General features: G+C 65.6%; 20 protein-coding genes and 2 tRNA genes. 10 read left to right on the top strand and 12 right to left on the bottom strand.

The annotated features are described in order from the left end of the window. Positions 1 to 75, top strand: a tRNA-Val gene (locus tag ACUJ46_RS04885). 190 nt (positions 76 to 265) lie between these two features. Then, positions 266 to 1,045 carry an SDR family NAD(P)-dependent oxidoreductase gene (locus ACUJ46_RS04880; RefSeq protein ID WP_445389303.1) on the top strand — a complete coding sequence of 260 codons (780 nt, stop codon included), beginning with the start codon at positions 266 to 268 and terminating at the stop codon, positions 1,043 to 1,045. Between the two features lie 59 nt (positions 1,046 to 1,104). Here the strand turns inward: ACUJ46_RS04880 and ACUJ46_RS04875 are convergent, their stop codons facing one another. Continuing rightward, entirely contained in the window at positions 1,105 to 1,875 is a 771-nt protein-coding gene (locus tag ACUJ46_RS04875; RefSeq protein ID WP_445389302.1) for an enoyl-CoA hydratase/isomerase family protein, read from the bottom strand. Between the two features lie 169 nt (positions 1,876 to 2,044). Here ACUJ46_RS04875 and ACUJ46_RS04870 point away from each other — a divergent pair, with 169 nt between their 5' ends. The 6 genes from ACUJ46_RS04870 (at position 2,045) to ACUJ46_RS04845 (ending at position 8,038) form a co-directional block, all read left to right on the top strand. Further along, a complete protein-coding gene (locus ACUJ46_RS04870) occupies positions 2,045 to 2,470 on the top strand; it encodes a MarR family winged helix-turn-helix transcriptional regulator (RefSeq protein ID WP_445389301.1) in 426 nt (141 codons plus the stop codon). A gap of 132 nt (positions 2,471 to 2,602) precedes the next feature. After that, entirely contained in the window at positions 2,603 to 3,652 is a 1,050-nt protein-coding gene (gene hppD, locus ACUJ46_RS04865; protein ID WP_445389539.1) for a 4-hydroxyphenylpyruvate dioxygenase, read from the top strand. Then, on the top strand, positions 3,652 to 4,917 hold the full coding sequence (gene hmgA / locus ACUJ46_RS04860) for a homogentisate 1,2-dioxygenase (RefSeq protein WP_445389300.1): 1,266 nt from the start codon (positions 3,652 to 3,654) through the stop codon (positions 4,915 to 4,917). Before hppD ends, hmgA begins: the two co-directional genes overlap by 1 nt. After that, positions 4,914 to 6,206, top strand: coding sequence for a fumarylacetoacetase (gene fahA, locus ACUJ46_RS04855; RefSeq protein WP_445389299.1), 1,293 nt, complete (start codon positions 4,914 to 4,916; stop codon positions 6,204 to 6,206). The genes hmgA and fahA overlap by 4 nt, the downstream gene beginning before the upstream one ends. A 148-nt stretch (positions 6,207 to 6,354) precedes the next feature. Next, positions 6,355 to 7,092, top strand: coding sequence for a carbonic anhydrase family protein (locus ACUJ46_RS04850; RefSeq protein ID WP_445389298.1), 738 nt, complete (start codon positions 6,355 to 6,357; stop codon positions 7,090 to 7,092). A gap of 130 nt (positions 7,093 to 7,222) precedes the next feature. Further along, the gene (locus tag ACUJ46_RS04845; protein WP_445389297.1) at positions 7,223 to 8,038 is read left to right on the top strand and encodes a universal stress protein; all 816 of its coding nucleotides are present in this window, start codon (positions 7,223 to 7,225) and stop codon (positions 8,036 to 8,038) included. Between the two features lie 60 nt (positions 8,039 to 8,098). On the opposite strand, the gene ACUJ46_RS04840 is transcribed toward ACUJ46_RS04845, so the two are convergent. The 3 genes from ACUJ46_RS04840 to ACUJ46_RS04830 form a co-directional block, all read right to left on the bottom strand. Further along, entirely contained in the window at positions 8,099 to 8,884 is a 786-nt protein-coding gene (locus tag ACUJ46_RS04840; protein ID WP_445389296.1) for an SDR family NAD(P)-dependent oxidoreductase, read from the bottom strand. Positions 8,885 to 9,209: 325 nt separating this feature from the next. Next, positions 9,210 to 9,285: transfer RNA gene (locus ACUJ46_RS04835), tRNA-Ala, on the bottom strand. Between the two features lie 99 nt (positions 9,286 to 9,384). After that, positions 9,385 to 9,708 carry an FYDLN acid domain-containing protein gene (locus tag ACUJ46_RS04830; RefSeq protein WP_445389295.1) on the bottom strand — a complete coding sequence of 108 codons (324 nt, stop codon included), beginning with the start codon at positions 9,706 to 9,708 and terminating at the stop codon, positions 9,385 to 9,387. A gap of 129 nt (positions 9,709 to 9,837) precedes the next feature. Here ACUJ46_RS04830 and aroA point away from each other — a divergent pair, with 129 nt between their 5' ends. Continuing rightward, positions 9,838 to 11,184 (top strand): 3-phosphoshikimate 1-carboxyvinyltransferase, encoded by a 1,347-nt coding sequence (gene aroA, locus ACUJ46_RS04825; RefSeq protein ID WP_445389294.1) that lies wholly within the window; start codon positions 9,838 to 9,840, stop codon positions 11,182 to 11,184. Between the two features lie 8 nt (positions 11,185 to 11,192). Here the strand turns inward: aroA and wecB are convergent, their stop codons facing one another. Next, positions 11,193 to 12,326, bottom strand: a complete 1,134-nt coding sequence (gene wecB / locus ACUJ46_RS04820) for a non-hydrolyzing UDP-N-acetylglucosamine 2-epimerase (protein WP_445389538.1) — start codon at positions 12,324 to 12,326, stop codon at positions 11,193 to 11,195. Between the two features lie 248 nt (positions 12,327 to 12,574). Between wecB and ACUJ46_RS04815 the strand changes: the two genes are divergently transcribed. Continuing rightward, complete coding sequence (locus ACUJ46_RS04815; protein ID WP_445389293.1) at positions 12,575 to 12,751, top strand: (2Fe-2S)-binding protein; 177 nt, start codon at positions 12,575 to 12,577, stop codon at positions 12,749 to 12,751. A 102-nt stretch (positions 12,752 to 12,853) separates the two neighbouring features. On the opposite strand, the gene ACUJ46_RS04810 is transcribed toward ACUJ46_RS04815, so the two are convergent. From ACUJ46_RS04810 to ACUJ46_RS04780, 7 genes are all read right to left on the bottom strand, one after another. Beyond that, complete coding sequence (locus tag ACUJ46_RS04810) at positions 12,854 to 13,801, bottom strand: bifunctional riboflavin kinase/FAD synthetase (protein WP_445389292.1); 948 nt, start codon at positions 13,799 to 13,801, stop codon at positions 12,854 to 12,856. After that, positions 13,798 to 14,349 (bottom strand): dihydrofolate reductase, encoded by a 552-nt coding sequence (locus ACUJ46_RS04805; protein ID WP_445389291.1) that lies wholly within the window; start codon positions 14,347 to 14,349, stop codon positions 13,798 to 13,800. Before ACUJ46_RS04805 ends, ACUJ46_RS04810 begins: the two co-directional genes overlap by 4 nt. 7 nt (positions 14,350 to 14,356) lie before the next feature. Then, on the bottom strand, positions 14,357 to 15,097 hold the full coding sequence (locus ACUJ46_RS04800; protein WP_445389290.1) for a glycerophosphoryl diester phosphodiesterase membrane domain-containing protein: 741 nt from the start codon (positions 15,095 to 15,097) through the stop codon (positions 14,357 to 14,359). 35 nt (positions 15,098 to 15,132) lie between these two features. Beyond that, on the bottom strand, positions 15,133 to 15,462 hold the full coding sequence (grxD, locus tag ACUJ46_RS04795; RefSeq protein ID WP_445389289.1) for a Grx4 family monothiol glutaredoxin: 330 nt from the start codon (positions 15,460 to 15,462) through the stop codon (positions 15,133 to 15,135). Between the two features lie 44 nt (positions 15,463 to 15,506). Continuing rightward, positions 15,507 to 15,755: a BolA family protein gene (locus tag ACUJ46_RS04790; RefSeq protein ID WP_445389288.1), complete on the bottom strand. Its 249-nt coding sequence runs from the start codon at positions 15,753 to 15,755 to the stop codon at positions 15,507 to 15,509. A 4-nt stretch (positions 15,756 to 15,759) separates the two neighbouring features. Next, a complete protein-coding gene (locus ACUJ46_RS04785; protein ID WP_445389287.1) occupies positions 15,760 to 16,083 on the bottom strand; it encodes a DUF1476 domain-containing protein in 324 nt (107 codons plus the stop codon). 150 nt (positions 16,084 to 16,233) lie between these two features. Next, the gene (locus tag ACUJ46_RS04780; protein ID WP_445389286.1) at positions 16,234 to 16,830 is read right to left on the bottom strand and encodes a DUF721 domain-containing protein; all 597 of its coding nucleotides are present in this window, start codon (positions 16,828 to 16,830) and stop codon (positions 16,234 to 16,236) included. Positions 16,831 to 16,855 lie beyond the last annotated feature (25 nt).

The raw sequence follows: 16,855 nt of genomic DNA, 5'->3' as shown, positions 1-16,855 counted from the left end.
GGGCGCGTAGCTCAGCGGTAGAGCACTGCTTTCACACGGCAGGGGTCACAGGTTCAATCCCTGTCGCGCCCACCATCCGGTCTCTTCCCCCTTCCCTCACGCCAGCCATAGCCTGCGAACAGGCATCCGGCGCTGGTCCTGCTATCAGAAGCGCCAAGCGCCCCGGCATCGCTTTTTCCCTAATCTTGGGCACAGTGGGCCATTGGCCCGGCGGGCAATGACCCGTGGCGGATAACAGCCTGAAGGCAAGGAGGAGGCGCGCACCATGAAGAACCTGTTCGATCTCAACGGCAAGGTGGCGCTTGTCACCGGCGGCAACAACGGCATCGGCCTTGGCATGGCCGAAGGGCTGGCCATGCATGGCGCCACCGTCGTCATCTGGGGCACCAATGCCGAGCGCAACGAAAAGGCCGTCGAGCGGCTGAAGGCGCAAGGTGGAGAGGTGATGGCTGCGCGTGTCGATGTTGCGGATGAGGCCGCCGTGAAGGCGGGCATCGAACAGATCCTCGAACGCTATGGCCGTCTGGACCAGGCAATCGCCAATGCCGGCATCTCCATCCCGGCCCGCGACATGTTCTCCATCTCCGACGCCGATTTCCGCCGCGTGCAGGACATCAACGTGAACGGGGTTTTCTACACCCTGCGCGAAGCCGCGCGGCACATGGTGGCCCGCGCCGATACAGGCGACAAGGGCGGCTCGCTCGTGGCGGTCGCTTCCACCGCCGCCATCCATGGCGCGGCGCGCAACGAACATTATGGCGCCAGCAAGGGGGCTGTCGTTGCCATGGTGCGGGCCATGGCGGTCGAGCTTGGGCCGAAGGGCATCACCGTCAACAGCATACTTCCGGGCTGGACCCGCTCAGGCATGACGGAAAAGAGCCAGGGCTGGGACAAGTTCAACGAAAAGGTGATCAGCCGCGTGCCGATGGGCGGCTGGGCCGATGGCGAGGATTTCGCCGGCATCGCCGTCTATCTCGCCAGCAAGGCCTCGCGTTTCCACACCGGGGATTCGCTGGTGATCGACGGCGGCTACGTCATCTACTGAAAAACGGGCCACGCTGCAGCCCCGGAAGACGGCGCCCCTTACGGGGCGCCGCCATCGGCTCAGCGCCCCACGAACTGCCCGGGCCGGCGCTCGGCCACGGCGCGCAGGCCCTCGGCATGGTCTTCCGTCGGGCGCAGCCGCATCTGGGCGGCATGTTCGCGCACCAGCGCCGCGCGCACGTCTTCCTGCATGCCGGCCCGCATGGTCGCCCGCGTCTCGGCCAGGGCAAGGGGCGCGTTCACCGCGATTTCCTCGGCCAGAAGCCGGGCGCCCTGCCGGAGGAAGGAAAAGGCCGCGATGCGGTCCACCAGCCCCCAGGGCAGCACCTCCTCGGCCTTGTAGCGGTTACCGGTCAGCATCATCTCGGCCGCGCGCTGCTGGCCGATCAGGCGGGGCAGCGTGTAGCTGAGCGCGAAACCGGGGTGAAAACCCATCTTCACGAAATTGGCTGCAAAGCGCGCCTCGGGCGCCGCCACACGGAAATCCGCCATCACGGCCAGACCCAGGCCCGCCCCCACGGCCGCGCCCTGCACCGCCGCCACGATCGGCTTGCCAAAGGCGAACAGCCGCTCGGCCTGGTCATAGAATTCGCGCACCGGGTCATCGCCCGCACCGCCCAGCCCGCCGGGGGAAACAAGATCGCCGCCAGCGCAGAAGACCTTCCCTTCGGACGCGATGACGACGACGCGGCAGTCCGGGTCGCGGTCAAGTACGTCCAGCCTGTCGGCAAGGTCACGCAACAGGCCGACAGTGGCATGATTGCTGGGCGGGTTGGAAAAGATCAGTTCGGCGACATGGCCACTCAGGGTAAGTCTGACGTCTGCGGTCATGAAGTAACGCTCCGGTTGCTGCTGGGGCCCGCTGGGCTGCCGGGCAATCCTGCCGTCCCCGTTCCGGCGCGTCAAACGAACGCGAAAGCTGAAAGGCGTCGCTTCCCCCTGCCGCCACCCCTTGCCCCCCCTCTTGCCCTCGCGCGCGGTGGCGATAGGGTCCGGCCTCATGCTGAAGCTCTCGCAATTCCTGCCCTACCGCCTTTCGCTTGCGTCCAATGCCGTTTCCGAACGGATCGCCGGGGTCTATCGCGCCCGCTTCGGCCTCAGGATCCCGGAATGGCGGCTTCTGGCCGTGATTGCCGAACGAAAACACGCCACCCAGGCCGAACTGGCCGTCGCAACCCGCATGGACAAGATGACGATCTCGCGCGCGGCGGCAGCGCTTGTCGATCGCGGACTGGTGAAGCGGACCCGAAGCGACGACCGCCGTACCCTGGACCTGTCCCTCAGCGAGGAGGGCGCGCTCCTCTATGCAGAGGTCGCCCCCCTTGCGATCGAGATGGAAGCGGAGCTTTTCCGGGTCTTCACGCCCGAGGAGAAGCGCCTGCTGGGCGATCTGCTCGAACGTCTGGATGCTTGCGCCAGATCGTAACAGGGGTTACGATAAAGGCCATTACATCAATCTGGAGCAGTAGCAATGCCCAGCACAGCAGGAGCCGCGCGCGCCGATGCCGCGGCTATCGGAACAACGACGACCGCCGGCAACCAGAGCCAGGGCAATTTCATGGGGCTTGACGGCTTCGAGTTCGTCGAGTTCACCGGCCCCGATCCCGATGCGCTCGGCGCGTTGTTCGAGAAGCTGGGCTTCACCCATGTCGCCACGCACCGGTCGAAGAATGTCCGCCGCTATGCGCAGGGCGACATCAACTTCCTGCTGAACTTCGAGCCGGAAGGCCAGGTGGCCGAATTTCGCGCGAAACGCGGGCCGAGCGCCAATGCCATGGCTTTCCGCGTGAAGGACGCGCGCGCCGCCTTCGAGGAAGCGCTGAAGCGTGGTGCAGAGCCTGTCAGCGGCAAGGTCGGGCCGATGGAGCTCAACATCCCGGCGATCCGCGGCATCGGCGGCGCCAACCTCTATCTCGTCGACCGCTACGGGGCGGCGGAAATCTATGATGTCGATTTCGTGCCGGTGCCCGGCGCCACCAGGGCCGACAGGAGCGCCGGCCTGCACACGCTCGACCATCTCACCCACAATGTCGGGCGCGGGGAGATGGCGCGCTGGGCCGATTATTACGAGCGCATCTTCGGTTTCCGCGAAATCCGCCACTTCGATATCCAGGGGCAGGCAACCGGCCTCTTTTCCAGGGCCATGACCGCACCCGATGGCAAGATCCGCATTCCGCTCAACGAAAGCCAGGACGAGCACAGCCAGATCGAGGAATTCCTGAAGGCCTATAATGGCGAGGGAATTCAGCATATCGCGCTGGCGACTGACGATATCCTGAAGACGGTGGACCAGCTGAAAGCCAATGGCATCCGCTTCCAGGACAGCCCCGACACCTATTTCGACATGATCGACGCACGGCTTCCCGGCCATGGGCATGATGTGGAAGAATTGCGCCGGCGCCGGATCCTGATCGATGGCGCGCCAGAAACGGGCGGTGGCCTCCTGCTGCAGATCTTCACCGAAAACATGGTCGGCCCCATCTTCTTCGAGATCATCCAGAGAAAGGGCAATGACGGTTTCGGCGAAGGCAATTTCAAGGCGCTTTTCGAAAGTCTGGAGCTTGACCAGATGCGCCGGGGCGTGATCCCGGCGGGGATGCGCAGCTGATGCAAAGCGGCTTCGGGTCGGAATTCCAGTCCGAAATCAGGCCGGGGGTTCTGCCTGTCGGTCGCAACTCCCCGCAGCGCCCGGCCTTCGGCCTCTATGCCGAGCAGCTTTCGGGCACCGCCTTCACGGCGCCGCGCCATGAAAACCGGCGCAGCTGGCTCTATCGCCGGCGCCCCTCGGCCCAGCATGGCCCGCTCGTGCCGCTGGCCCATGGCGGGCTGGCGGCCCCGCCGCTTGACGATGGCCTGCTTGACCCGAACCGCCTGCGCTGGGATCCGCTGCCCCTGCCTGCCCACCCGGTGGACTGGCTGGACGGGCTGCACACGCTTGCCTGCAACGGTTCCGCCGAGGAGGGCGCAGGCGTTTCCATTCACCTCTATGCCTGCAACCGCCCCATGGCGGGCCGTGCGCTGCGCAATGCCGATGGCGAGATGCTCTTCGTGCCGCAACAAGGCGCGCTGCATCTCACCACCGAGCTTGGCCGGATGACGGTCCCGCCCGGCCATGTCGCCCTCGTGCCGCGCGGCATGGCGATGCGGGTGGATGTCGAGGCGGACGCGCGTGGCTGGTGCCTTGAAAACCATGGCGCGCTGTTCCGCCTGCCCGAACTGGGTCCGATAGGCTCGAACGGGCTGGCGAACGCGCGCGATTTCGAAACACCCGATGCCGCAGTGGAAGCGGATGCGCCGACTGAGCTTGTTTTCAAGCTTGGCGGCCGCCTGTGGCGCACGGCCCTGCCCCACACGCCGTTTGATGTTGCCGGATGGCACGGCAATCTGGTGCCCTGGCGCTATGATCTGGCGCGCTTCAACAGCATCGGCAGCATCAGCTACGACCATCCCGACCCGTCGATCTTCACCGTCCTCACCTCCCCCTCCGGGCAAGCGGGCGTGGCGAGTTGCGATTTCGTGATCTTCCCGCCGCGCTGGATGGTGGCCGAGGACACCTTCCGCCCGCCATGGTTCCACCGCAACCTGATGAGCGAATATATGGGCCTGATCCACGGCAGCTACGATGCAAAGGCCGGCGGTTTCGTGCCCGGCGGCGGTTCGCTCCACAACCGCATGGCAGCCCATGGGCCGGATGCCGCAAGCTGGGCAGGCGCCAGCGCGGCGGATCTCGGGCCGGAACGCTTCGACGGCGGGCTGGCCTTCATGTTCGAAAGCCTGCGCCCCTATCGCCTGACACGCTGGGCAAGGGAGACGCCATTGCTGCAAAGCGGCTATGACGATGTCTGGTCCGGATTCGAAAGAGGTGCGCTGTGAGCTGGTGGCAACTGGATGAAACCCATGATCCCGGCGCGCGGAGCTGGGTGGAAGGCGCTGACGGGCATGCAGAGTTCCCCGTGCAGAACCTGCCGCTGGGGCTGTTTTCCGATGGCGATTCCGGTCCGCGCGCCGGGGTGGCGATTGGCGGCTTCGTCTTCGATCTCGCCGGCGCGGTGGATAATGGCCTGCTGCCCGGCCTCGATTTCCTGGCCGATGTCGCCCATGAACAGCTGAACGAGCTTCTGGCGCTCGGGGCCGAGGTGCGACAGGATCTGCGCCGCGCACTGTTCGGGCTTTTCACCGATGCCGATCATGCAGATGCCGCCCGCCCCTTCCTCGTGCCGATGGCGGCGGCTGATCTCTACCTGCCCTGCCAGGTGGGCGACTACACGGATTTCTATGCCGGCATTCACCATGCCACCAAGGTCGGCAGCATCTTCAGGCCCGAAAATCCGCTGCTGCCCAATTATCGCCACGTACCCATCGCCTATCACGGGCGGGCATCCTCGGTGGTGCTGTCGGGCACGCCGGTCGCGCGGCCGTCCGGGCAGCTCGCCGGCCCGGACGGGCCGAGGCTCGCGCCCACCGCCCGGCTGGACATCGAGCTTGAGCTTGGCGTCTGGATCGGGCCGGGCAATCAGCTGGGCAGCCCCGTTCCCATCAATGAAGCTCATGCCCATGTGGCGGGCTACTGCCTTCTCAATGATTGGTCGGCGCGTGACATCCAGGCCTGGGAATATCAGCCGCTGGGGCCGTTCCTCGCCAAGAATTTCCTCACCAGCGTCAGCCCCTGGATCGTGACGCCGGAGGCGCTCGCCCCCTATCGCGCGCCAGCCTTTCCGCGCGGCGAGGGCGAACCCCAGCCCCTGCCTTATCTGCTCGATACGGAGGACCAGGCCCATGGCGGCCTCGCGCTCGAGCTCGGCATCTGGCTGCAGACGGCGAAGATGCGCGAAGCCGGTATTCCCGAGAAGCGGATCTCGACCGGCCATGCAACCGCCCTCTACTGGACCGCGCAGCAGATGGTCGCCCACCACACGGTCGGCGGCTGCAACCTGAACCCGGGCGACCTCTTTGGCACCGGCACCATTTCGGGGATGGAAAGCGGCAGCGAGGGTTCCTTCCTCGAACTGACATCAGGCGGTGAACATCCCATCGCCCTGCCCGGCGGTGAAACCCGGCGCTTCCTGGAAGCGGGCGACCATGTCCGGATCGGCGCAATGGCGCGGCGGCCGGGGCTGGCGCCCATCGGTTTCGGGGATTGCAGTGGCGAGATCCTGGGCTGAAGGACGCCAGGGAAACATCATTTCCGCCAATTGCTTCCATAAGCGCATTTTATTTGGCTCATGTAATCTTGTTACTACATGCCTCCCGCATAGCCTGACCCACCCATTCCGGATGAGCAGGAACTGTGATGAGAGGGAGAAGATCGACATGACCATCAATGCCGAAGCCACGGACTGCTGCGCGCTCGACAGACGGCGCATGCTCGGCCTTTCGGCGCTTGGAGCTGCGGCGCTTGCCGGCGGTTTCGGCATGGCTTTCCCCGCCCATGCAGCAGGGCTTACCAAGGCCCAGCGCGATGCGATGACACCGGCGCAGGTGCTCGACATGGTCATGACAGGCAATGCCCGCTTCGTGCGCGGCGAGCGCAAGACCCGCGACTGGCTGGCCGAACAACGCAGCACGGCTGCCGGTCAGTATCCGGCCGCCGTCTTCCTCAGCTGCATCGACAGCCGGGCGCCTGTCGAGGTGATCTGCGACCTCGGGATCGGCGAGGCCTTCAACGCCCGTGTCGCCGGCAATGCCGTCAATGACGACATTCTCGGCTCGATGGAATTCGCGACTGCTGCCGCCGGTGCGAAGCTGGTGATGGTGATGGGCCATTCGGCGTGCGGCGCCATCAAGGGCGCGATCGACAATGTCCGCCTCGGCAATCTGACGCTGCTTCTGGGCCGCTTCGGCAACGCCGTCGAAGCGACCCGCTACGAGGGCGACCGCAGCAGCGCCAACGCGGCCTTCGTCGATGCCGTGGCAAAGACCCATGTGCAGCAGACGATCGAACTGATCCGTGACCGTTCGCCTGTCCTTCGCGGGATGGAGCGCGATGGCAAGATCATGATCGCCGGCACCTTCTACGACCTCGAAAGCGGCAAGGTCTCGAAGGTCTGAAAAGCCTGATCCATCGCCCTGCTCCCGCGGCTTGATCGAGGTCATGGCGGCTTTCGGGCAAGGCTGCTCTTTGCAAGTGGTTACGGCATCTGCATTATGCGGCCTTACGATGAGGCAAGGGAGTGGGGCGATGAAATCGATTCTTCTGCATTGCGGCGATGACGCCCATTTCGAGGCACGCCTTCAGGGCGCCCTCGATCTGGCGCGTTTCACCGGTGGGCATCTCGAACTTCTGCAGACCCGGCGCGTGCCGGCCTTCCTGGGCGCGGACGCCGCAGGTTTCGCAGGCAGCGCATCGATGGTGGTGCAACTCATCGAGGATGAAGCGAAACTCGCCGAGGATTCGCGCAAGGCCCTTTCCGAAAGGCTCGCCAAGGAAGGGGTGCCCTTCAGCTTCACCGAGGCCATGGGCGAACCGGGCCAGACCCTCGTGGATCGGTCGCTTCTGTCCGATGTCATCGTCATGACCCTGCCCTCGGAAGGCGAACGCGAACTGCTGCATTCCCTGCATGCGGTCGTCACCCATGCCGATGCGCCGGTGCTGGCGGTTCCCGGCGGCGCCCACAGGCTGGAGCTTGAAAAACCGGTGCTCGTCGCCTGGAAGCCGACGGCCGAGGCCGCCCACGCCGTGAAGCGCGCCATGCCGCTCCTGCAGAAGGCGAGCCGGGTCGACATCGTGACCATCGATCCGCCCGGCGTCGGGGATTTCCCGCCGCTTGCCGTTGCATCCTATCTGTCGCGCCATGGCGTGAAGGCAGAACTGCACGAGCGCTCGGCCGGCGGGCAATCGACCTCGGACACGCTGCTCGCCACGGCACAGGAACTGGGCAGCGGCCTTGTCGCAATGGGTGGTTATGGCCGCAGCCGGGCGATGGAGTTCCTCCTCGGCGGCGTGACCCGCCGCCTGCTGTCCGCCAGCCGGATACCTCTGCTTCTGGCGCACTAAACGCACGCCAAGGCCTTTGCGCCATGGTCAAGGGGGGCATTCCAGCCCCCCTTTTTCGTTTCAGCCCGCAGCTGCCATCAGGGCCGCCAGGTGGGGTTGCCCGCTATGAGCCATCAGCCCGCCATCCACGGGAATGTTCGCCCCGTTCACGAAGGCAGCGTCATCGGATGCCAGGAAGGCGATCACGGCGGCAATCTCCTCCGGCCGGGCGAATCGACCCATGGGCACCAGCCCCTCCCAGAGGCTGCGCGCGCCCGGCATGTCGTCCACCCCGGCAAGGATGGGCGTATCCACCGGGCCCGGGCTTACAGCGTTCACCCTTATCCCCTCACGGGCATGATCGATGGCTGCCGCGCGCGTGTAGTTGATGACGCCGGCCTTGGCGGCATTATAGGCGGCAAAGCCATAATCGCCGGCCATGCCCGAAATGGAGGCGACATTGACAATGGCGCCTGACCCGCGCGCCCGCATCCTCGGAATGACAGCCTTGCAGCCGAGGAACACGCCCTTCAGATCGACCGCGAGAACCCGGTCCCAGGCCTCAGGCTCAAGGTCGGGCGTGGTGGCGAAACTGCCGATCCCGGCACTGTTCACCAATATGTCGATATGCCCGAATCGGGCTTCGGCGGCATCCGCCATGGCTGATACGGAAGCCCAGTCGGCCACATCCACGCGCTGAAAATGCGCCCTGCCCTCGCCCAGCTCATCGGCGAGCGCCTGTCCTGCCTCCTCGGCAAGGTCGGCAACAAGAATAGCGGCCCCTTGCGCATGCAGGCGCCTTGCCGTTGCCGCGCCGATTCCCGAAGCCCCGCCCGTGACGATCGCCACCCTGCCCTTGAACCGCATGCACATGTCTCCCTTCCCATTCTTTCCCAACAGGCAGGATGGGGACGGAAAAAGCGGCAAGCCAGCCTGACGATATGGGGAAGGCCATGGCGATCATGGCCACGGCCGGATCAATTGGGTGGAAAGGCCACCTGGCCTGCTGCGCGCCCTGCCTTGAGAGAGCTGCCTTGAGAAATCTGTCTGAAGAAAGCTGACTGAAGAGACCCGGCCCAGGAGGCCTGACCGAAGATTTGGCCCAGAAAAGGCATGGCCGGAGGGCAGGCGAAGCAAGTGCCACCTGTGTTGCTGGCAGCATATGCGTTCATGATGTCAGCTATTGGTAAGGTGGTGGAGCCGAGGGGGATCGAACCCCTGACCTCTACAATGCCATTGTAGCGCTCTCCCAGCTGAGCTACGGCCCCGTTCACCTTTTCGCTTCGGCCCGCCTGGGGGCGGGAGCGGTCGCCTACCGCATGGGCGATGTGGGTGCAAGCCCCAAATCGCCCAGGGGCAGGATTTTTTTAGCGATCCTCCTCGCGGCTCTCAACCACGACTTCGGACAGGTCGTCGTCGCCGCCGATATCGACGTCATTGTCATCCGACGGTTCATCGCTGTCGGCGTCGATGTCGAGATCGTCGGTCTCCAGCGCGGGTTCGCTCTTGTCCTCGCCGCCTGCCTGCTTGCTGGCGTCGAACGGCAGCGTCTGCTTGGACTTCAGGATCGGCTCCGGAGTCCAGCTGTTGCCGCAATCGATGCAGGTGACAGGGTCATCCTGCGTCAGATCATAGAAGCGTGTTCCGCATTTTGGGCACTGGCGCTTTGTGCCCCATTCGGCCTTGATCACCTTGGAAAACTCCCAATGGGGGCGAGGATGGTGCCTGGCCCGTGAATATGGCCCGGCACATCTTCGAAACGTCTCCGGAAGGGGCGCGCCTTGCCATAGGCGCGCCCCCCTGTCAAAGCCCCCGCCATCATGAGAGAGACTGCGCACCCCACCGCCACATCGCTCAGCCTTCGCGCGGATGGCCCGCTTGGCGGGCATGTCGCCATCCCGGGGGACAAATCCATATCCCACCGCGCCATCATGCTTTCGGCGCTGGCGGTCGGCACGAGCGAGATCCGCGGGCTTCTGGAAGGCGAGGACGTGCTGGCAACCGCTGCGGCCATGCGCGCCATGGGCGCGACCGTCGCTCGCATCGGGGACGGCCACTGGCGTGTCGATGGCGTTGGCGTCGGCAGCCTGCTGCAACCGGCAGGCGCTCTCGAGATGGGAAACAGCGGCACCTCCACGCGGCTGCTGATGGGCCTGCTGGCCAGCCACCCGCTCACCGCCACCTTCACCGGAGATGCATCGCTCTCGCGCAGGCCGATGGGCCGGGTCATCGAACCGCTGAGCCGCATCGGCGCGGATATCCAGGCCTCTCCCGGCGGCCGCCTGCCCCTGATGCTGCGCGGAACCGCCCAGCCGCTTCCCATCCGCTATCGCCTCCCTGTTGCTTCGGCGCAGGTGAAATCCGCCATCCTTCTCGCCGGGCTCAACATCGCCGGGGAAACGGTGGTGGAAGAGCCGGTGCCCACGCGCGACCATTCCGAGCGCATGCTGCGCGGCTATGGCGCCGATCTTTCGGTCGAGCCGATGGCGGGTGGCGGCAATGTCATTTCCATCCGTGGCTGGGCTGATCTGAAGCCGCAGTCCATCACGGTTCCGGGTGACCCGTCCTCGGCCGCCTTCCCCCTCGTGGCAGCCCTGATCGTGCCGGGCAGCGAAGTGCTGATCGAAAGTGTCGGGGTGAACCCCACAAGAGATGGCATCATCCGCGTGCTGGGCATGATGGGGGCCGACATCACCCTGCTGAACCCGCGGGACGTCGGCGGCGAGCCGGTTGCCGATCTCAGGGTCCGGCATTCGGCGCTTGAAGGCATTGAAGTGCCGCCCGACGTCGCCCCCTCGATGATCGACGAATATCCTGCCCTGTTCGTGGCGGCAGCCTTCGCGAAAGGCCGAACCGTGATGCGGGGACTCGAGGAACTGCGCGTGAAGGAAAGCGACCGCATCGCGGTCATGGCTGAAGGCCTGCGTGCCGCCGGCGTGCGGGTGGAAGAACTGCCGGACGGCCTGATCGTCGAGGGCAGCGACGGCGACCCTGTGCCGGGCGGGGTGACTGTTGCCGCCCATCTCGACCATCGCATCGCCATGAGCTTTGCGATCCTGTCGCTGGCGGCGCGCGCGCCCGTGACCGTGGACGACCGCAGCCCCATCGCCACCAGCTTCCCGGGTTTCACGGCGATGATGGAAGGGCTTGGCGCACGCCTCGGCTGAGGGCCGCTTCAGCCTGCCATGTCCAGCACCTCCGACTGGAAAGCCTTCCGGTCTCCCCGCCTCAGGAAGTCGAGCAGGATGGTGCATATCCGCCCGGCCGCGCGACCGTCCCCGAAAGGGAAACGTGGCGCCAGCTTCGGGCGTGAAAGCTGCCGCCATGCAGCAGCAGCAATGGCTTCCGGCTCTATTGGCACCAGTTCCGATGCGCCGGCATCCACGGCTTCGCTCCGCTCCGTCCTCTGGCGCAGCACGAGCGTCCTCAGCCCGAGCGCCGGCGCTTCTTCCTGCAGGCCGCCCGAATCGGTGATGAGGAGCTGGCTGCGGCGCATCAGCCAGACCATCGTCGCATGATCGACAGGGGGCAGCAGGTGCACGCCTGCAAGATGCCCGAGGCTGGCGCGCAGGAGCCTTTGCACCGCCGGGCCGGGGTGCAGGGGCAACACCATCTCCACCCCTCCGGAAGCGGCGATGTGCGCCAGCCCTGACGCAATGGCGGCAAGGCGCTCGCCATGATTTTCGCGCCTGTGCACCGTGGCCAGGATCATCGGCCGGCCGGGACGGACCGGGAAGCGCGCCTCCAGGGCGGCGCACAGGTCTGGCGACGCAATCAGCCTGGCGTTGGTCTCCAGAAGAGCGTCGATCCCGCTGTTCCCCGTGACATGCACAGTGCCGGGGTTCACGCCCTCGCCGATCAGCGCTGCCGCCGCCCGATGCGTCGGGGCGAAATGCAGGCTGGCCAGCGGGGCAATCAGCCGCCTGTGCATTTCCTCGGGGTGCGGCTCCGCCATGTCACCGGTGCGCAGCCCGGCTTCGACATGGGCCAGCGGAAGCCCCGCATAGGCGGCAGCCAGCGCGCCCGCGAGGGTTGAAACCGTATCCCCCTGGACCAGCGTGACCGCCGGGCGATGCGCTGCGAACACGGGCGCCAGCGCATTGATGATGGCAGCCAGCATCTGTTGCGGCGGAAGCCCCGCTGGCGGCACGGGCAGTTCGATATCCGGCTCCAGGCCGAGTTCACGCAGCATCTGCGGTGCAAGATCCGGATGCTGGCCCGTGAAGAGCAGCAGCACATCCTGCCCGGCATCGCGCAGGCGCCCGACAACAGGCGCCATCTTCACGACTTCGGGCCGTGTTCCGCACACGGCAAGAATCAGCGATCGGGCTGGCACAGCCGGAAACTCCCCCACGGGCCGCGCCCCCACGCGACCTCAAGCATCCGACCTTCCTGGGTGGCTAGCAGGATAAAAGCGCGCCCTGCAACGCTTTTCTGGAGACCATGCCGGGCGGCACACCGACCACGCCAGGGACATCAGGAATCAGCTTGCAGAGTCCGAAACTATTGCATATCATTCTCAACATCACGCAAACGGCTCAAAGGGCAGCCACTGCCATGATCGTCTGTTCCTGCAATTGCATCTCTGACCGGGAAATCCGCGCCATTGCATCCGAAGGGGTCGAATGCCCCGTCGAAACCTATGCAAGGCTCGGATGCGCGCCCCAGTGCGGCCAGTGCCTCGATCATGCACGTGACATTCTTGATGAAAACAAGGTGAAGGTCGCAGCCTGAAAACCGCCGGGCAGCTTCCGGCAAGCCAGGGCCACCGCTTCGCCCTCCTGAAAAGGCGTGACAACGTGAGAAGGCAGGCCGGGGATGGCCGGGCTTATGATGTCAGCTTGTGCGGCTCAGGGTGATCGCCTCGCGCGCCATCACCACATCCACCTCGATCTGCACCTTCAGGCTCTCCAGCCCATCGAACCAGAGTTCGGGCCGCAGAAAGGCGATCAGTTCGACAGCGACTTCCTGTCCGTAGAGGTCGCCTGACCAGTCGAGGATCCAGGTTTCCATCAGTTCGCGCGGCGGATCGAACATCGGCCTGATGCCAAGGCTGGCCACACCGGAATGGCGGCTGCCGTCGGGAAGTTGCACGCGCACGGCATAGACACCGTATCGCGGCCGCATATAGGGCCCAAGTTCCTGGTTTATCGTGGGAACGCCGATGGTCCGGCCCTTTTTCTCGCCATGGATGACCGGCATGCGGATGGTGAATGGGCGGCTGAGAAGACGGGTGGCTTCAGCCATGTCCCCGGCGGCGAGCGCCTCACGGATTCTGGTGGATGAAATCACCGCCCCGGCACCCGGCACATCGGTGACAGGCGACAGCGCCTCGGCGGTAAAGCCGAGGCGGCGGCCCATTTCGGCAAGGCTGGCCGTGTTGCCCGATCGGCCCTTGCCAAAGGTGAAATCCTCGCCAGTCACGACGTGGAAGGGGGCAAGGCGTCCGGCCAGCCAGTCCTGCCCGAAGGCTTCGGCGCTCAGGCTCGCGAAGCCCGCGTCGAAGGGAATGACGACAGCCGCATCGACTCCGAGCTCCGCGAAGAGATCCAGTCGCTGGTCGATCCGCGTCAGGGCAAAGGGCGGCGTATCGGGCCGGAAGTGGCGCGATGGATGGGGATCAAAGGTTGCCACGAGCGCAGGGCGTCCGGCCGCGCGCGCCGCCTTCACGGCAGCCCCGATGACAGCCTGGTGGCCACAGTGAACACCATCGAAATTGCCGAGCGCGACGGCCCCGCCCTTCAGTGCCTCGGGCACCTGGCAATCGCCGGAAATCCGTATCATGGCGCGCTCGTTAGCGGCTTCGCGCCATCAGGACCAGTGGCGGCATCACGCCGCACGAAAGTGATGAAGGCATGGGCGGGAACCCCCCCCTCCGCTGCATGGGTCTCGCGCGCAACCTCAGCCCATGCCGCCGGATCAGGCTCCGGAAAGACGGTATCCCCTTCCGGGCGGACATGAATTCTAGTCAGTTCGATGCGTGTCGCCACCGGCATCACGAGGCCGTAGATTTCGGCGCCGCCGATCACCATGATCTCGGGCGCGCGGGCACGTGGGTCGAGCCCCGCCGCCGCGATCGCCTCGGCGAGATTCCGGACAACGGTCACGCCATCGGCCGTCCAGTCGCCGCTTCGGGTCAGCACGATATTGTGGCGGCCCGGCAGGGGCTTGCCGATGGAATCGAATGTCTTGCGGCCCATGATGACGGGCTTGCCCACTGTCATCCGGCGAAAGCGCCTGAGATCGGCGGGCAGATGCCAGGGCATGGCGCCATCGCGCCCGATCACGCCATTGTCGGCGGCAGCCACGACCAGAACGATTTGCGGGCGCATGCGAGCCTCAGGCCTTTCGCGTATCGAACAGGATGCGGGCCAGCCGCGCGAAGAAGCAGATCCACAACAGCCCCAGAACGGCGGATGCGGCCGCCATCACGGTTTCGAACATCCAGCGGCCGACACCCCAGCCTTCGGTCGGCTGCTCGGTTGCGATGGTTGAGATGACGCCAATTGCAGCGCCGATGCCCGATATGCCGATGGTGATGAGAAGAAAGCCAAGGGCCAGCATGCTCATCATGCCGAGGATGCGCAAGGAATTGCCCGATGTCAGGCGCCAGCTTTCCTTCAGGGCAAGCACCGGATCGGGCTGGACGGATGCAAGTATCGGCATGGCCAGAATCAGCCGCGAAACCAGCCAGATGCCGGGCAGGACAAAGAGAAGAAAGCCGAAGCCGAAGGCGATCGCCTGCATCAGAGACGCGGCGAATGCCGGCAGCAGGAGAAGGGCCGAACGGCGCAGCAGTTGCCCGAGGGTGAAGCCCGCCGTGCCATCGTTGAAAGAGACAAAGCTGATGGTGAGCTGGCCGAGGAAGGAAGCCAGCAGCACCGGCAGGAAGACGAGAAAGTCGCCGGCAAGGCGATCCCCACGGAAAAGTTCGCCCGGTGTGGCATCCCCCAGTCGCCAGCCAAAGATCAGCTGCGGCAGGAACATGAAGGCCGCCGCCACGGGCACGAGTATCTCGGCGTGGCGGCGGGCCGTGGCAAGGGTCTCCTGCCAGATCCGGGCGAATGCGAGCTGGTCCAAGAGTCAGGGCCGCCCGGTCGGAAAAATGCGCAAGATCAGCTGCCCGAACCGATGCCGGAATCGGCCATCAGCGCCTGCAGTTCACCGGCCTCGAACATTTCCATCATGATGTCCGAACCGCCCACGAACTCCCCCTTCACATAGAGCTGAGGAATGGTGGGCCAGTCGGCATAGTCCTTGATGCCCTGGCGGATGTCCTGATCCTGCAGCACGTCGACGCTGTGGAAAGGCACGTCCAGATGCTCGAGAATGGCGATTGCGCGGCTTGAAAAGCCGCATTGCGGGAAAAGCGGCGTGCCCTTCATGAACAGCACGACGTCGTGGCTCTTCACGATCCCGCCGATACGATCCCTTGTCGATTCCATGCCATTCATCCTTTGTGGTGAAGCCCGGCTCGCGGCGCGGCCTTTCAGCGCCCGGACGCGCCGGGCGGGGTTGCCGTGGTAAGTTGCAGGGCGTGCAGCACGCCCCCCATGCGGCCGCCAAGGGCCGCATAGACGATCTGGTGCTGCTTCACGCGCGACAGGCCCTGAAAGCTTGCCGAAGTCACATGCGCTGCCCAGTGGTCGTCATCCCCGGCAAGGTCGGTCAGCCGCACCTCGGCATCGGGAATCGCGGCCTTGATGGCGGTTTCGATTTCGCTTGCCGTCATCGGCATCGGGTCAGCCTTCGGATTCGATCTGATGCCGCGCCTGATCCGTCATCTTCGACAGCATCTCGCGGATTTCGATCTCGCTCACCTCGATCCCGCGCATCAGCAGGTCTCCGATGAGCTTGCGGACGACATCGGCATCGCCGGCTTCCTCGAAATCGGCCTGGATGACGGATTTCGCATAGGCTTCGGCCTCGACATCGGTCAGGCCCAGCTTCTGGGCGGCCCAGAGCCCGGCAAGCCTGTTGCGGCGGGCCGTGACACGGAACGCCTTGTCGGCATCATGCGCGAAGCGCGCCTCGAAAGCCTTTTCCCGATCTTCGAACGTGCTCATGCTGGCCCTTCCCGACGCAGTTCATTCCCCAGCCCGCAATCCGGGCTATAGTGTGCCTGCGCGAGATAGGCCGCGACGACGGCGGATTCAACCAGCGCTTTCATGTGGCAGGCGCTGTCGGCCCATGCCTGCCCCATGCCGGCGCCGGGATCAGCCGATGCGCGACGGGCCGGGCTTCGTCGCCAGTTGCGCCGCCAGTTCCTCAAGTGCGGCGCGCAGCCTTTCATCGCCGACATCGCCGAGGTTGGAAACAGGGCTGGCGCCACTGGCGGGCGCGGCTTGAGGCGTCGCCGCCTCCCGCACGGCCGGGCGAGGCACATCCCCCTGAACCAGCCTGATGCGCGCCACGGCATTGTGGCCGATGATGCGGTTCGCCCGCTCCATGATCTGCGGGGCAACCTGCTGCAGCTGGAGGGAAAACGGACCCTCGACCCTGATGGTGAGCGTGCCGCCGCTTTTTTCGCCGCGCGGCATGCGCAGCGATTCGGGAACCGACCAGCGGGCATAGACCGGCCCCACCACATCCCTCCAGCGGCCCAGCAGCGCGCTGTGCAGGAAACCGAACTTGCGAAAGGCCGTGCCGCCCACCTGCGGCAGAAGCGAGCCGACATCGCGCACACCGCCACGGCGCGGCGCATCGGCTTCGGGCCGGGGCGGACGCGGCCTGACCGAAGCAGGCTTGCCGCCAGCAGCGGCTGGCGATGCCCCGGAACCGGGTGGACCCTTGGATGTGGGAGGCTTCGCCATAGGCCGGGGATGTGCCAGAGAGACC

The organism is Sandaracinobacteroides sp. A072 (assembly GCF_052616365.1).
The sequence above is the reverse complement of the archived record's forward strand: the minus strand, read 5'-3'. Positions and strand labels throughout refer to the sequence as shown.

Bases quoted from the DNA above. Each gene is read 5' to 3' on its own strand.
- ACUJ46_RS04880 (WP_445389303.1), top strand. From the start codon at position 266: ATGAAGAACCTGTTCGATCTCAACGGCAAGGTGGCGCTTGTCACCGGC.
- ACUJ46_RS04875 (WP_445389302.1), bottom strand. From the start codon at position 1,875: ATGACCGCAGACGTCAGACTTACCCTGAGTGGCCATGTCGCCGAACTG.
- ACUJ46_RS04870 (WP_445389301.1), top strand. From the start codon at position 2,045: ATGCTGAAGCTCTCGCAATTCCTGCCCTACCGCCTTTCGCTTGCGTCC.
- hppD (WP_445389539.1), top strand. From the start codon at position 2,603: ATGGGGCTTGACGGCTTCGAGTTCGTCGAGTTCACCGGCCCCGATCCC.
- hmgA (WP_445389300.1), top strand. From the start codon at position 3,652: ATGCAAAGCGGCTTCGGGTCGGAATTCCAGTCCGAAATCAGGCCGGGG.
- ACUJ46_RS04850 (WP_445389298.1), top strand. From the start codon at position 6,355: ATGACCATCAATGCCGAAGCCACGGACTGCTGCGCGCTCGACAGACGG.
- ACUJ46_RS04845 (WP_445389297.1), top strand. From the start codon at position 7,223: ATGAAATCGATTCTTCTGCATTGCGGCGATGACGCCCATTTCGAGGCA.
- ACUJ46_RS04840 (WP_445389296.1), bottom strand. From the start codon at position 8,884: ATGCGGTTCAAGGGCAGGGTGGCGATCGTCACGGGCGGGGCTTCGGGA.
- aroA (WP_445389294.1), top strand. From the start codon at position 9,838: ATGAGAGAGACTGCGCACCCCACCGCCACATCGCTCAGCCTTCGCGCG.
- ACUJ46_RS04815 (WP_445389293.1), top strand. From the start codon at position 12,575: ATGATCGTCTGTTCCTGCAATTGCATCTCTGACCGGGAAATCCGCGCC.
- ACUJ46_RS04810 (WP_445389292.1), bottom strand. From the start codon at position 13,801: ATGATACGGATTTCCGGCGATTGCCAGGTGCCCGAGGCACTGAAGGGC.
- ACUJ46_RS04805 (WP_445389291.1), bottom strand. From the start codon at position 14,349: ATGCGCCCGCAAATCGTTCTGGTCGTGGCTGCCGCCGACAATGGCGTG.
- grxD (WP_445389289.1), bottom strand. From the start codon at position 15,462: ATGGAATCGACAAGGGATCGTATCGGCGGGATCGTGAAGAGCCACGAC.
- ACUJ46_RS04790 (WP_445389288.1), bottom strand. From the start codon at position 15,755: ATGCCGATGACGGCAAGCGAAATCGAAACCGCCATCAAGGCCGCGATT.
- ACUJ46_RS04785 (WP_445389287.1), bottom strand. From the start codon at position 16,083: ATGAGCACGTTCGAAGATCGGGAAAAGGCTTTCGAGGCGCGCTTCGCG.
- ACUJ46_RS04780 (WP_445389286.1), bottom strand. From the start codon at position 16,830: ATGGCGAAGCCTCCCACATCCAAGGGTCCACCCGGTTCCGGGGCATCG.